General features: G+C 46.3%; 14 protein-coding genes. 4 read left to right on the plus strand and 10 right to left on the minus strand.

The window, feature by feature from the left end; all coding sequences use genetic code 11:
• Nucleotides 1-20 precede the first annotated feature (20 nt).
• Together AYJ58_RS10730 and AYJ58_RS10735 are read right to left on the minus strand one after the other, a co-directional pair.
• Nucleotides 21-677 carry a Vat family streptogramin A O-acetyltransferase gene (locus tag AYJ58_RS10730; RefSeq protein ID WP_106650115.1) on the minus strand — a complete coding sequence of 219 codons (657 nt, stop codon included), beginning with the start codon at nt 675-677 and terminating at the stop codon, nt 21-23.
• 106 nt (nt 678-783) lie between these two features.
• Nucleotides 784-1,065, minus strand: a complete 282-nt coding sequence (locus AYJ58_RS10735) for a hypothetical protein (protein ID WP_106650116.1) — start codon at nt 1,063-1,065, stop codon at nt 784-786.
• 90 nt (nt 1,066-1,155) lie between these two features.
• On the opposite strand from AYJ58_RS10735, the gene AYJ58_RS10740 reads away from it, so the two are divergent.
• Nucleotides 1,156-2,133: a transposase gene (locus tag AYJ58_RS10740; RefSeq protein WP_106650117.1), complete on the plus strand. Its 978-nt coding sequence runs from the start codon at nt 1,156-1,158 to the stop codon at nt 2,131-2,133.
• A gap of 894 nt (nt 2,134-3,027) precedes the next feature.
• Here the strand turns inward: AYJ58_RS10740 and AYJ58_RS10745 are convergent.
• Nucleotides 3,028-3,201 carry a phage integrase N-terminal SAM-like domain-containing protein gene (locus AYJ58_RS10745; RefSeq protein WP_232790880.1) on the minus strand — a complete coding sequence of 58 codons (174 nt, stop codon included), beginning with the start codon at nt 3,199-3,201 and terminating at the stop codon, nt 3,028-3,030.
• Nucleotides 3,202-3,495: 294 nt separating this feature from the next.
• On the opposite strand from AYJ58_RS10745, the gene AYJ58_RS10750 reads away from it, so the two are divergent.
• From AYJ58_RS10750 to AYJ58_RS10760, 3 genes are read left to right on the plus strand one after another with little or no spacing between them, the layout of a single operon-like run.
• Nucleotides 3,496-4,398 carry a hypothetical protein gene (locus AYJ58_RS10750; protein WP_106650118.1) on the plus strand — a complete coding sequence of 301 codons (903 nt, stop codon included), beginning with the start codon at nt 3,496-3,498 and terminating at the stop codon, nt 4,396-4,398.
• A complete protein-coding gene (locus AYJ58_RS10755; protein ID WP_106650119.1) occupies nt 4,391-4,876 on the plus strand; it encodes a Panacea domain-containing protein in 486 nt (161 codons plus the stop codon). Before AYJ58_RS10750 ends, AYJ58_RS10755 begins: the two co-directional genes overlap by 8 nt.
• A gap of 40 nt (nt 4,877-4,916) precedes the next feature.
• Complete coding sequence (locus tag AYJ58_RS10760) at nt 4,917-5,174, plus strand: hypothetical protein (RefSeq protein ID WP_106650120.1); 258 nt, start codon at nt 4,917-4,919, stop codon at nt 5,172-5,174.
• 796 nt (nt 5,175-5,970) lie between these two features.
• Here AYJ58_RS10760 and panP read toward each other — a convergent pair.
• The 7 genes from panP to AYJ58_RS10800 all read right to left on the minus strand — a co-directional run bounded on the left by panP (nt 5,971) and on the right by AYJ58_RS10800 (nt 14,926).
• Entirely contained in the window at nt 5,971-7,620 is a 1,650-nt protein-coding gene (gene panP / locus AYJ58_RS10770; RefSeq protein WP_106650122.1) for a pyridoxal-dependent aspartate 1-decarboxylase PanP, read from the minus strand.
• 275 nt (nt 7,621-7,895) lie between these two features.
• Nucleotides 7,896-9,125: a glycerate kinase gene (locus tag AYJ58_RS10775; protein ID WP_106650123.1), complete on the minus strand. Its 1,230-nt coding sequence runs from the start codon at nt 9,123-9,125 to the stop codon at nt 7,896-7,898.
• 232 nt (nt 9,126-9,357) lie between these two features.
• Nucleotides 9,358-10,716 (minus strand): GntP family permease, encoded by a 1,359-nt coding sequence (locus tag AYJ58_RS10780; RefSeq protein ID WP_106650124.1) that lies wholly within the window; start codon nt 10,714-10,716, stop codon nt 9,358-9,360.
• 355 nt (nt 10,717-11,071) lie between these two features.
• Complete coding sequence (locus AYJ58_RS10785; protein ID WP_106650125.1) at nt 11,072-12,079, minus strand: catalase family peroxidase; 1,008 nt, start codon at nt 12,077-12,079, stop codon at nt 11,072-11,074.
• 151 nt (nt 12,080-12,230) lie between these two features.
• Nucleotides 12,231-13,469: a sugar diacid recognition domain-containing protein gene (locus AYJ58_RS10790; RefSeq protein ID WP_106650126.1), complete on the minus strand. Its 1,239-nt coding sequence runs from the start codon at nt 13,467-13,469 to the stop codon at nt 12,231-12,233.
• An 8-nt stretch (nt 13,470-13,477) separates the two neighbouring features.
• A complete protein-coding gene (locus tag AYJ58_RS10795; RefSeq protein WP_106650127.1) occupies nt 13,478-14,176 on the minus strand; it encodes a uracil-DNA glycosylase family protein in 699 nt (232 codons plus the stop codon).
• Between the two features lie 144 nt (nt 14,177-14,320).
• A complete protein-coding gene (locus tag AYJ58_RS10800) occupies nt 14,321-14,926 on the minus strand; it encodes a hypothetical protein (protein ID WP_106650128.1) in 606 nt (201 codons plus the stop codon).
• Nucleotides 14,927-14,960: the final 34 nt, after the last annotated feature.

Below are 14,960 nucleotides of genomic sequence, written 5' to 3' on the forward strand. Positions count from 1 at the left end.
TTGCTCGCGACCCGTTTATCTTAGGTCGCCTGCTTTAATTGACTCAGATCAGCGCCCGCGATGGCGTGTAGGTGCTGAGTGATTTTTTCTATCGGCCAATCCCACCAAGCGATGGCAACGAGCTCATCTATCACATCTTGCTCGAACCTGAGCTTGATGACAGTGGCAGGATTTCCGCCAACCACAGCGTAGGGCGGCACATCTCTTGTCACCACGGATTGACTGGCAACAATGGCACCGTGGCCAATTTTTACTCCAGGCATGATAGTGGCGTTATAACCAATCCACACATCGTTACCGATACAGGTGTCGCCCTTAAAAGGTAAATCTTCGGGATTTGGCGCCGCTTTCTCCCAGCCATTACCAAAGATATAAAAGGGATAAGTCGAAAAGCCAGACACTTGATGATTGGCGCCATTCATAATGAATTTCACGTCTTTCGCAATAGCGCAGAATTTACCAATAATCAGTTTATCGCCAACAAAGTCAAAGTGATAAAGTACATTCGACTCGAATTTTTCAGGCCCCGCAGGATCGTCATAGTAGGTATAATCGCCGACGATAATGTTCTCGCGAGTAATAAAGTTTTTAAGAAAGCCAACCTGAGGGAAGCCTTTCATTGGTTCTCTATCGTTAGGATTTGGGCCTAATTGGGAATGGGTTGTTGTGTCAGGCATAACTGTCTCCATCGTTAAAGTACGTCTTAACTCGTACATTCTTTTATGCGAACTGATGTGCGAATTTGTGGTGCCTATTGTGATGCAGATAGCGGGATGAGCCGGACTAGTACTCGCCCGTCACCACCAGTGTATTTTCAATAGGTTCAACCACTAAGGCAAGCGTAGTTTTGTCTCGCTTAAAGCTGACAGAGCAAATTGCCATCGCGCCACTACCACAGGTTATTTCAGGGTAATCTTTTGTCATTGGCGTTTCATCTTCTGCTACGGGTGCTAATACCCAGCCAGCAGCCAATAAACTCGATTTCACCTCAGCGTATTTTTTACCCCATAACGCGCTGGTGTCCTGTGCTTGAGTAAAACCAGACCATGAATAAAATCTAGCCACCTAATAATAAAATCTAGCCACCCATTACAAATCGCGTTATTTAGGCTCCTCTACTAGACTCAGTAAAAGTGTTTATGTGGAGGAGTTGCTATGCCGAGGCCTAGAAGAACTCAGATTAGTGTTGAAGACACGCCCTTCTATCACTGTTGTAGTCGCGTTGTTCGGCGTGCATTTTTATGCGGTGATGATACCTATTCGGGTAAAAACTATGACCATCGCCGCGCTTGGGTAGAATCGCTACTATTTGAACTTGAGGCGGTTTTTGCTATTGATATCGCAGCCTTTGCGGTGATGTCGAATCATTTGCATGTGGTGTTACGGGTGGATATCGACCGTGCTAATCGTTGGACTGATCGCGAAGTGCTTGAGCAGTGGCATAAGCTATTTAAAGGCGATGAATTAACGCAAAAATTCGCTAAAGGTGAGTTGGTTGAACCTCACCAAGTCCTCAGGCTAAAGCATGCAATAGCAATTTACCGTAGCCGTTTATGTGATATCAGTTGGTTCATGCGTTGCTTAAACGAACCGATAGCAAGACAAGCAAATCAAGAAGATAACTGTAGTGGTCGTTTCTGGGAAGGCCGCTTTAAGTCACAGGCTCTACTTGATGAAGCTGCTGTTTTAGCCTGTATGACCTATGTTGATTTGAATCCCATCAGAGCCAAAATGGCTGACACGCCAGAACAATCAGACCATACCAGCATTCAGCTACGCATTCGGGCTGCATTGAAAGGTGAACAGCCTAACAATCTATTGCCTTTCATTGGCAATGAACGCGATAACCAACCTAATGGAATCGCGTTTACACTCAAGGATTATCTTGAGTTAGTTGAAGATACAGGGCGGATCATCCGCAACGACAAGCGTGGTGCAATAAGTGGAAATAGCGCCAACTTACTGACAAGATTAAATATATCCCATGAAAACTGGTTAAAACTGACCACTGAGTTTGGCAAGATATTTCATGGTCCAGTGGGGACGCTGCAAGAACTGACCGATTACTGCGAGCATTTAGAGAAGCGACGACGGCACTTTGCTAAATGCTGCCGGTACCTTAACGCTGGCTGATTTCAAGCCTGTTTCATTGCTCGTTCCTTCAAGACCTCCAACGAGACAATGGGTTGGGCTTTTTTTACTAAAAATATCGTTTTTTCAGCCAAATAGGTCAACTTAGTCAGTCATCATCCTTTGTAATCCCACTTCGCTAGCCTTTTAACGGCTAAGTGACTTTTCGTCACTTGAATGCTAACAGAAAGTGCATTATGTTCTTGTTTTATCTTGGGTGGCCCGATTTATTTACTTTTAGAAATTTAACAATGGGTGTCTCTTTAAATTGTTTTTCTTCGTTAAATTATTTAAAAGCAAAGTCAAAGTCGTGGGGCTTCACCCCACACCCGACCAAGGAGGACTGCTCGTCCTATCCTCCTTGGATGCTCCAAGATGTCCCAACGGAGTTGAAAGCCCCTTGTGCTCATTGCCAAATTTGCTATCGCTTCCGAAGGATGCATCCCTGCACCTGCGAAAGCTAGCTTGCCATCCATGGCAAGACTCACGCAATTTGTCTATTCGCCCTGCGGCAACTCCGAGGGGAAGGTGAACTCCTTCTGCTATTGTGTTGTTTGCAAGTCATGCAAAGCAAACCGAGTAATGCTTACAACCACTTTTAGAAATTTAACAATGGGTGTCTCGTTAAATTGACCACTAAGGCAAGTGTACTATTGTCTCGCATAAAGCCGACAGAGCAAATTGCCATCGCGCCACTACCACGAGCGTGCTTAATTTCGTTAATTCCTGTGTACCTTTTTAGCTAGTTTTCACACTATCAATTTCCATTTTCAAGTCGACACATCAGGGCATAAATTCACTTCTAGCCTTAAAAATATGTGGATGTCCTCACTCTTGTTGTTTAACAATATTAAGCCACTGCCAAGATTTGTTGAGGACATGAAAGTAGAAAAACTGCTAGCCGTTGCGGTCGAGTTTGACGGTGCTCCAAGAGTGTGAGGCAATCAAATCGGCAAAATAGTGCTTCAAATCATCGGTAGTCAGGGTATCGGGGCAGCAATCAAAATAAGCCGCAATGCGGCGTATGGCGCGGCTATAGGCATCAATAGTCGCAGGCCGCTTGCCTTGCAAGGTTAAGTTGGTAAGATGTTAATAAAGTAAATCAAAGCGTTGTTGTTCGTGAATGTCCATGATGAACCTCCTAGGTTGGCGACCGAAGCTGGGCGCGTCTAGCAAGTATTTAGGATGAGGGGAAAAGGATGGCTTTATCTTGTTCCTGCCGCAAAGCGGCTTCGTTCAACAAGTCGTTTAAAAGGACAAATAACAGTTTGCTTCGTGCTTCTGCGTCGCTTATTTTAGCCAATATCTTATTTGCCTCTTAACGAAGCGTTAGATGCACAGGAAGAATCAATATCGGAGTAATTGATGTCGAATATTTTGAGAGCTTACGCTTTCCCAACGTTTCAGCTCATAGGGGTTATTGGGATCTCTGTTTGTTCTTTATGGTTTAGTGGCTGGTACAGTCAAGGAGAAAAGGGTTATATCTCTAGTTTTAACTCATTGCCAAGTAATCAACAAAACCCCATAACAACAGCCTCATTTTGGGATGTTACATCACATAATGCATTTTCTTTTAGTAAACCTGTTCCTTATACCGCATTAGCTTTAGTGATTGGGTTGGTTGGTGGTTTTGGAGGGTTTAGAAACCAACATAAAATCAATAAATTCGATGCTTTGGAAGCGAAATATAGAGCTGAAAAAAACAACCATGGTGAAACGCAAAGACAGTACTATGAAGCGATTGGTTATATTATCCAATCTATTTTTGTGTCTACAGATGATGCCTATGACAATACGTGCCGAGTAACCATCTACAGGCATACAAATGACAACCACTTACAGAGAATTTTTAGGCATGCAACTCAATCTCGATTCGAGTCTGGGGGGAGACTTAGAATACCAGATGATGAGGGTGTTGTAGGGGCGGCATGGCTGAATAATGGTGTTGCACATGTATCATTACAGCATGGTTTTTCTACACAGAGCTATAATCAACAACTTGAAAAAGAATTAGCTCAACATGGTGCCAAGTTACCTAGTTCTAGAACAAATATGCCTACAAGAAATTATTTTGCGATGGCTGTTCGCGCTCCTGATAAAACCAAAATGGCCGTCATTGTTTTAGAGAGTACGGAACCTGATAAATTCAGCAGGGAAAGGCTTGAAAGGCTCATTTCTCAAGAGAATGGAGATATAGCCAAATATATCATTCATAAAGGAAAGCTAGATGAGATTCTGAACCCAGATGGAGATTTAGAAAATGGCTAGAATTAAGGATGTCACTGCCTATGTATGTGCAACATACCCACACAAAGATGAATTATCTAAAGCTAGGGTAACTAAACTTGTTTACTTGGCTGACTGGAAGGCCGCCCAGAAAAACAATAAACAGCTAACCAAAATCGAATGGTACTTCCATAACTACGGACCATATGTTGATGCTGTAGTTGATACTGCGCTCAAAGATCCTAGATTTAATGTTGTTTCAACATCAACCATGTATGGAGATTCAAAGACTCTTTTCGCCATAAAAAGTAACGCCGAGTTTAAAAAAGGGCTTAGCGAAGAAGATCGCGATATTATAGATAGTGTAATCAGCGAAACGAAAGATCTGTATTGGGATTCATTTATCAAACATGTTTATGATACTTATCCCATTCGCGTTACTGATAGGCACGAAACATTGAATCTAGTTTCTTTGGCTAAGCAAGAAGCATCTAACAAGCAAAGGCAGTCGGACGTGTAAACGAGCCGCAGGTTTGGGCGTTATGTTTTCAAGGCAAAATATGGCTGAAGCACCAGAGTATCGTGAGTTCACCGGCACACAGGAAGGATTCGATGAAATCGAGAGAAAATATTCTGACTCGAAGAAGACTGTTGCTGTAGTTGGTCAGCGTACCGATGGTGCTTACACGTATTTTGTTTACAAATGGGATATCACTGATTGGGAATTTATTGGTGAAGGATACTGGTCGCCTTCTGGAATAGGCGGTTTTTTCCAAGATTTAGATTCAGCTAAAACAGAGGCTTATCTGAACCTATGAATTTAGTGATAACCTCTGAAAAACATAACAAAGCGCTATTGTCGCCGCTATCGTGGCTGGGACGGCTTACGTTATGCTTCAGTCACCCAAAGCATAGCGTTAATCCATTGAAATTTTAATCCGTTCTCCACCTGCGCTCGGGACCCACATCAATCAAATCGCCCAGTTTAAAATCGGGCGATTTGCTTTCGCCTTACACCCTCACAATAAACGAGCGCTTACAAGAGTGAGGACATCCACAGTTTTCATGGCCGTTCTTTCAGAGTTAATCCATCTTGATATAAGAAGTGCCACTCTTGTACGTGGAGCATAATCAAAGCGACCGCATGAACGTTTTTTAATCTAAATATGTGCAAATCATAATCATACTAAGTTCAGTCGATAACCAATTGTATGGCTGGAATATGAAGTATTGGACATACATGCCTCGATTTGTACTAAAAACAATCACTCATGCGGTAGCCCTAGGAGAATAATTGACCATGTGATCGCGGCATTTGCATATACACGTGCCGCAGATTACGCCGAAGTTTACCAAGCCGAATTCGATTGCGGACGTGACCTTCGATGACATGGATGTCATCGTAGAGCCGCCATGGATGGCTTCACGGCGAGTCACGGAAGCAGTTGAATTCGGCGTACTATGGCATGGTGAAATGACGCTTACTCTTTGTTATTTAACGTAATACCCAACCAGTTTTGTGCCGAAAATAAAAACAGCCGCAAATTATTTGCGGCTGTTTGACATTAAAGCGCTTTATTTAAGCTTCGTATAAAACTAACTCCAGACAACTCGCTATTCAGCCACCATCGCCATGAGTGCGGGTAAGAACTCGTTGTCTAGGGCGGCGATTTCACCTTGCTCGATAAGCACTTGATTGAGAATGTCATGGCTGGTGAGGGGATTTGCGAGTACTACGCGAAACACCACGGTCGCTTGTCTAAAATAGCGGGCAGGGGAGATGCGGGTGCGGGAGACAAAGGATTTACCCTGTTCGCGTTGGTGTTTTTGAATAAATTGAGTTAGGCCATCGAGCAACTCATTAAAACGCTCAAGCTTTACCTTATCGCCTTGTTCTATCGCCACTTGCATGGCGGCTTGGACACTGGCGGGGACGTAACGATAAGTCAGTAGACACAGTTCTGGTTCAGTGACCAGCTCAAAATCCTGATGGGCTTTGATTTGTTCGGCAAAATAGCGCGCTTTTTCAAGGCTGTTATTGATTAAGATTTCATAGCCATCGCGGCCGATGATCTGCAAGCAAGCGTGCACTAACATCGCCATGCCTGGGCGTGAACCTTCCAGCGTTTGGCTGCCTAAGTCCTTTGAACCGCGGCGCAGAATGTATTCGGCGTGATGGGCAATGGCGTGGGCAAACTCTGGGTCTTTAAATAACACCATACCTGCGCCCATAGGCACGTACATCTGTTTGTGGGCATCGATAGTCACTGAGTCGGCAAGTTCGATACCTGCGAGTAAGTGGCGGTATTTATTGGATAATAAACTCGCGCCGCCCCACGCTGCATCCACATGGAAATGGCAATTTAACTCTTTGGCCAGCGCCGCTAACTCTGTCAGTGGGTCAACATTACCGGTTTCTGTGGTGCCCGCTACGCCAACAATCGCCAACACTTTGATGTTTTTATTGGCAAGTTCGAGGGCGGCTTGGCGCATTTTCGCGACATCGACCTTGTTATCGCTGCCCGTGGGAATGCTGATGATATTGTCGCGGCCAATGCCAAGCAGATCGACGGCTTTGCCCAGCGAGTAGTGACCGCGCTCCGACACTAAAATCGCTAAATCGTCATAACCGTAGTGGCGCAGTGCTTTGAGTAATCCTTCGCGGCTGACGCCTTTAAACTCGCCATCGGCTTTTAATAATTGATTGCGGGCAATCCACAGGGCCGTGATGTTGGCAACCGTGCCGCCGGAGCAAAATGCGCCGAGGGAATGATTGGCGCTGTGCATCCAGCTTTGATAAAAATCCGCATCTTGGTCGTAAATCAAATGGTGCATCATCCCGAGCACTTGGCGCTCAAGCGGCGTGAATGCCTTTGAGGTTTCGATTTTGACCAGATTTTGATTGAGTCCCACCATCATTTTCGACAGCGGCAACACAAAGTAGGGCAGTGCCGACGTCATGTGGCCGATAAAACTCGGTGCCGCTGTGTGTACCGAATGCGCCACCAGATTTTGCATAATTTCGTCGGTGTAATCGGAAACAAAACGCGGCTGAGTTGGGATCTCAAAGGCTTGAAAATCGGTTTCAATTTCCGACAAAGGTTTTTCGAGCGCGGCGATACTGTCACCCAAAAAGCCTGCTAAGTCCTCGGAGAGCTTTTGCTCGATAATACTCAGCGTTGAGCTTGCATCTTCCGGTGCAGTAAAAATGCGCAGCAGACTTGATTCGGATGCTGTGGCTTGGCGAGGGAGTTTTTGGGTCATGGGGCTTGCCGTCTATTAATTTTTATAGTGAAACCGCAAATTTGCTCGAAGAGTATAACGGACCAGTGACTCTCAAAATGTTCAATCAGCGGAATACCAAAAAGGGAGCTCACTTTACTGCAAGGCCTTTTAGGCATCAAGCACTAAAATTTTGTGTTGCCAAAGCGTTGCGGCCTAAATAAGCAAAGGCGCCGTTATGGCGCCTTTATGTTTAACTCGACGAGCCGCTCATTAAGCCTGAGCATGAGTCCTAAAATTCATGTTAGCCCTAAAAATTAGCGCTGGCCTAACATGAGTACCGCGCCGATATTTCGGGCGGTATTACTAAGGTTTAGCTTGGCATTGGCCAGCACATCATCGAGCGGACTTAAGTGCGGGATAATAGGGAAGATAGCCGCCATACCGTGATCCAATATGGCATTGGCATTGTCACCTAAGCAGCCCGCGATACCGATAGTCGGAATACCCTGCAGTTTGGCTTGCTTTAACACGCCCATTGGGGTTTTACCAAACACGGTTTGACCATCGATGCGGCCTTCACCTGTGATCACTATATCGGCGCCACGGATTTTGTCCGCAAGGCCAACTATTTGCATCACAATCTCGACACCGGGTTTAAGCTTGGCATTTAAAAATGCCATTACGCCAAGGCCCATACCGCCCGCCGCGCCTGCACCCGCATGTTCACGCTGATCACTCATGCCACTTTGGGCAATCACATCGGCATAATGGGCGAGCGCGGTATCGAGCTGCTTAGCCATCGCAGGCGTTGCGCCTTTTTGTGGACCAAAAATCGCCGAGGCACCACGCTCGCCGCACAGCGGATTATCAACATCACAGGCGACTTCGAAGGTGCATTGGCTCAGTAGTGGATGGGCGTTGGTCATATCGATTTGGGCAAGGTTCGCTAGCGCCGCGCCACCAGAAGGCAAGGTTTTCCCTTGGCTATCGAGCAATAAAATGTCCAGCGCTTGGGCCATACCCGCGCCGCCATCGTTGGTGGCACTGCCGCCTAGCCCCAAAATGATGTGCTTTATCCCCCGATTAAGCGCATCACAAATTAGCTCGCCCGTGCCATAACTTGTGGTAAGCAGCGGGTTACGTTGCTCCCTCGGCACATGGTGTAGCCCAGACGCTGAGGCCATTTCAATCACGGCAATCGCGCCTCGATGTGGCGATTTGTTCGTTGGATCTGCACGTGAAACTGAAGCAGAACTTGTATTGATCGCAGCGCTGAGAATACCTTCACCAAGAATGCCTTCACCAAGGATGCCATAGTGTGCTTGCACTCTATGTCCCAGTGGCCCCATGACTTCTAAGCTGACAATACTGCCGCCCGTGGCGTCCACCATAGATTGCACTGTGCCTTCGCCACCATCGGCAACGGGTATTTTGACTATGTCGCAGTCGGGGATCACTTGTTTTAAGCCTTGTTCTATGGCGTTGGCCACTTCGAGCGCGCTTAAGCTTTCTTTAAATGAGTCGGGGGCGATAACTATTTTCATTAAAAATCCTACAGCTAAATGGGATAAAACAGGGCTAAATGTTGAACACTAAACCCAAGGCCACTTACGTTGGGCGCAACAACATCCCTGTGCTAAAACTGAGGTGATATAAAGGCATTTATATCCATCACTGGCACATTAATCTGTTGCAATTATTAGGGCGTATAACAGAGATATATCTTGGGCACGGTATGTGCCCAAGGGACAATATTGAATCAAGAACTCATTAATATTAGAGCAACACTAGACTTAGCACATACACAGTTACCATGGACGTTACACCTTGGATTAGGGTCGCCATAGTTTGGGCTTTATAGGCTTGTTTGACGCTCATGCGGCTAAATTGGGTGACAACCCAAAAGAAGCTGTCATTGGCGTGGGAAACTGTCATCGCACCTGCGCCAATTGCCATTACTGTTAATACTCGTCCCATATCGCTACCAAGACCAATATCGCCAAGCATAGGCGCAACCAGTGCTGAGGTTGCGACTAACGCGACTGTCGATGAACCCTGCGCTGACTTAAGCGCGGCAGCGACGATAAATGGCATAAAGATACCGATACCCAGTGCCGACAGTGATGTGCCCAAAAAGTCACCGATAGGCGTGGCTTTTAATACCGCACCAAAGGCACCACCTGCACCTGTGATTAAAATAATCGGCGCGGCAGTGACGAGCCCTTGGCTGATGCGTTCGCTAAATTCGCTGATCTTATTCTCACCCTTTAACAGCAGCAGGGATAAAAACAGGCCAATCATCAGGGCATTAACGGGCTGACCGAGGAACACGAGCGCATCAAACACAGCTTCTTTACCCAAAGGCGCTGAAGGGAAGTTAGCGATAGAACCTAAACAAATTAATACGATAGGCACAAAAATTGGTGCGAAAGCTTTTAATGGACTTGGTAGCGTGCCATAGCTTTTTTTCAGCGTTTCATAGTCACTGGCCTGCGCTTTAAGTTCTTCTGCGCCTTCACCATCGGGCTCAACATCGGCAAAGCGGTTTGCCCATAACATACCCGCGAGTGCCGCAACGGCGGCTACAAAGAGACCCACACCGATCACTAAACCTAAGTTGGACTCTAAGCCTAAGTTGCCTGCGGCGGCGATAGGACCTGGCGTTGGCGGTACAAAGGTGTGAGTAGCATACAGACCCGTGGCTAAGGCCACGCTCATGGAGACGCTAGAGACCTTCATACGGTTGGCCATCGATTGTTTTAGCGAGTTTAAGATCACAAAGCCCGAGTCACAAAAGACTGGAATAGACACTAGGTAGCCGATAATCGACATGGTTAGTGTCGGGAAGCGTTTACCTAATACCTTGATCACCACATCTGCCATAGTAATGGCGGCGCCGCTCTTTTCCAGAATGATCCCGATAATAGTCCCCAAGACGATCACAAGACCGATATAACCTAAGATGCCGCCAAAACCTGTGGTGATGGTTTTAGCGATTTCTCCGCTCGGTAAGCCATAGGCGAAGGCCGCGATAAAGGCGGCCAGAATTAAAGTTAAAAAGGGGTGGAGTTTAAATTTTGAGGTCGCGATAACAATAAATGCAATCACGCCGATGAGAATAAGCACTAAGTTCATATTATGTCCCGTTCAGTTCTTGGCTGAAGTTTTTAAGTGAGCTCTTAAGTGAGTTTTTTGATTGATATTGTAGGGCGCAGTGCTTATTTGGGCCTGAGTCCAAATGAGGGCTGCTTTTTAAGGTTATCCTATTTTACGAGCATCCTATTATTGTGCAGCCATGCTCGAATAGCTTTGGCTAAATCCACGGAATTACCGCGTTATAAGTCGCCATTTTTGTGCTCGTGCACAAAAATGCTTAGGTGAATTCGAATGTAAGGGGAGGCGTTTTGTCGGTAGGGAGGCGCTTGTCGATAAGGATTGGCAAATAGGGCTATTTGCCAATCCTAAACAGGAGGGACTTAACTCGACATCTTTATTGACGACGAATAAAAGATTCTACATAGGCTGCGGTGCGGGCATTGAGTATCGGATCGGCAGATGCAGTAATGCCCTTAGGTAATAACAGTGGGTTAAATATGCCTTTATCACACTGTTGAACTAGGGGATCGCTATCTCGCTCACCGTTAATCATCACTTGGCCTACCAGTAAACGCTGGCGAGTTTCAGGCCAGATCACGGTTGGGTCATTAATCTCATCACCCATTTCGGCGAGTTGAATATAGAGGTTCCATTGTGCTGGCTGGGTTTTAATGCGCTCGAGTAATTCCGCCTTTAAAAAATCATCACTGAGATTGGCAAGTTCACTGGCTGACAGCTCGGCAGTACCAGCGATAGGTTCAAAAATCCATTTACCCGCGACCGTTTCACCTTGTTGAACACTGTTTTTTTGCGTGCTGAACAGGAAACTATTTACACCGAAGTAGCGGCTGTTGGCAAAACTTGGGCTGGGAGGCAACTGTTTAACGTAGTCGAAAAAAGCTTTAGCGCTGGGTTGATTATCAATAAGCCACTGTTTGCCTTCAGGGCCTTGTTTCACTTTGGTCTGAAAGTTAAAAAACTCTTCGAGATTTTTGGCAAAGAAAACGGGAACGTTAGTGGTGACAAAGTTAAGGTTTTCTTTATCGCCGTCAATTTTGAGTGACATAAAGCGCCCAGCGGTTTTATCGGAGATCTGTGGATTTGTGCCGCCGAGGGAGAAACGGGCAGTGACCTTAATGGCATCTTGATTAAAAAACGGAATCGCCAGTGTTTGTTGTAATTGCGGATCCGGTTTAAAACTGCCTGAGATGCAAAATCCCTTAGTGTGATTACGCAGTTTCACTTTTTTACCCGCCTCGCGACTTGCCGCATCGGGCGTGCCATTAACGGCATCAACCAGCTCGGGAATGGTTTTCTCGGCCGCGACTAATGTGGGTGAAGTTAGCACTACGCCTGTGATGATGCAGGCTTTGGCGAGTAAAGTCAGTTTGAATGGTGTCATTGCAATTCCTTTCAATGGACAGGGTCGAGCGTTCGATATGTCGACGCAAAACTGTTATCAGAAACTATAGGAAAGGCAATACGGTATAAATCTTTCAATCGATCTGTTAATACATGCTTTATTGACTTAATGGCATAGGAAATAACATCCTTTACCTTGGGGGGGACGAAGTATCAAGCAGTTGCCCAAGATATAAACTCAATAATCCATGCAGGGATTGAATGTCGGCTTGGGTGATTTGCTGAATTTTATCAAGGCGATATCTCAGTGTATTGCGATGAATAAACAGGGCATTCGCGCATTGCTGTGCATCGCCAAAGTGGGTGATATAGGCGGCTAAGGTTTTGCGTAATTGGCCGTTTTTATCCGCCTTGGCGAGTTGCTGATAGGGCGTTGCCAGCGCCTGACCGCGCCAGTCATGTTTCAGCCCTGCAAGTAACACTTGTAGGGAATAATCTTCAAACAGGTATTTATTCCCTTCTGCATTGAGCTGCTTACCTAGGGCTAAGGTTTCTTGAGCCGTTTGATAGGAGCGCGCTATCCCGCCTTTTTCGGGGAAGAAATGGCCTAGGGCAATCTTAAAGTTTAAATCCATTTGGGCGGGTAAGCGCTGCAACAGTTTATCGATACGCTGGTTTTCAAGTTCAGGATCCCATTGTTTTCCATCTAAAAAAGCGGGCTTTAGGATCACTAACTGCGACATTGAGGTCATGGCAATCAAGTTACCACGATCCGGATTTTGCAATAGATGCAGCACTTGCTTGAGGGTTTCGCTGACTCTGGGGCTGCGTTCATCTACGGACTGAGTGGATGCCTCTACTAAGGATAAGGCCGATGAGTTGGTGTTAGTCTTTAAATGTTGTTTCTGGGTGTGTTTCTCGCTGATCTCAATGATGGCCGCGACTCTTGGCAGGCTGATATCAATTTCTAACTGTTTTGCCCAGCGGTGCAACTGTGCATCATCGGTTTCAGCTTTGATCAGTTGCAGAATAAACTCTTCCCGCTGGCGATTTTCCCACTGCAATTTATCCTGCAGGTTGGCTTGTTCGACAATTATTTCGGCGGTCATTTTAAGTAACTCGCCGTAATGGGAAAGCTGACTCGGATCGCCAGTAATGCCGACAACACCTATGATTTGTCCTTGATAATGCAAGGGTAAATTGATGCCTGGCTTAACGCCATGTAGCCCTGAGGCCACTTCTTGGCTTATCTCCACATTGCGATTTTGGGCAATCGCCAGCAGGGCGCCTTCGTGGGTAGAACCAATACGTTTAGGATCGCCTGAACCTAGGATCACCCCTTGACCGTTCATCACATTGATATTGTGGCCGATAATTTTCATCGTGCGACTCACAATCTGTTTAGCGATGGCAGAATCAAGCAGATACATATAAGTGCCTAGTGGGGTTGAAGGTTTAACAGGGATGCAATACGCATTCTTAATCTGGGTAGCATATCGCGTTCAAACTCAGGATGCTGCTTAAGCCAAAGATTATTACGCGGGCTTGGGTGCGGCAAGACAAGATACTTAGGCCAATATTGCTGCCACTGCGCGCACGCTTGGGTTACTGTGATGGGCTTCAGTTTGGGGATGGTTTTTGCTTTGGCGCTGGACGATACATTATTGCTGATTGTTTGAGGCTCAGTGAGCGGCGAAGTGGGGTTTATGGTCACGGACGATTCACGCGGTAGATGATAATCGATGGCATATTGGCCGAGGATCACGATTAACTCTATTTGGGGCATTAGGGCAAGTAAAGCTTGATGCCAAGTGGCGGCGCATTCGGGGCGCGGTGGTTTATCACCCTGCTTTTTACCGTTTTTTTCGATACTGCCCGGAAAACAAAATCCCATAGGGACAATGGCAAAAAGGGCTGGGTCGTAAAATTGCTCCCGCGTGACATTCAACCAAATGCGCAGCCGTTCACCGCTGGCATCGTCAAATGGTATGCCTTTATGGTGGGTTTTCACGCCCGGAGCTTGGCCGGCAATCAAAATCCGCGCTTGGCTACTGGCCTGTAATATCGGCTTGGGCGCTAAGGGTAAATCGGCCTGACATAAAGTACAGGCGTTAATTTTCGTCAGCAGCGCTACCATTGATGCAGAATTGGGTGGCGATACTGTTTCGCTTAGCGGTGATGACGCCGGCGCGTTAGTGCAATGTGTTTTAGTCAAAATTTGTTTTAGTCAGTGGTCAGTGGTCAGTGCCAGTAGTTAATGTCATCGCTGATCCATTTTCAATCAGGATTGGAACATCATCGCCGTTTGATATAGCCAGTAGCCAAAAAGACTGTACCCTAACAATAGGCCCAAGTAGCTTAATAACTTAGGCACTCTACTTGGGCTTGAAGCCAAACAGATGTGGGTTAGCACAAGGGTAAAAAAGGCTAAGGGCGCAATCACATAGCTCAAGGCTAGGATGAATAATGCCCCTAGGCTGATGATCCAATCGGCATTACGATTGGCGGGTTTATCGATTTGGCACAGTTGTAGTGGCAATAATATCAAACCAATCCCCACACAAATAATGCCTAAGTTCAAGGCGAAATCACTCCAACCTCTGTGATCATAGATGGCTAACGCGACGGCAATCAGCGGTACGATTAAGGCGCTTAATACATGGCGTTTGGCAAAGGCGGCGCTGCGATACTGACCCGCAAAAAAGAATAAACCCTGTAAAAATAAATTGATCAAGGTAAAGCCGCCGAGGCCGAGAATGATAAACAGGCTGGCGGTGCCGCCCGAGGGGTCGAACGCCAAGGCGGGTAAGGGCAATAGACTCAGCCCCAGTAGGGCGGGAAGAGACGACAAGCACTTAGATTGGCAGAGGGAAGAATAAATACGCATGGACTCAGAGGATTAACCAAAAGATTGAATTAAG

The organism is Shewanella sp. Pdp11, from assembly GCF_002838165.1.
GTDB classification, from domain to species: Bacteria; Pseudomonadota; Gammaproteobacteria; order Enterobacterales; family Shewanellaceae; genus Shewanella; species Shewanella hafniensis.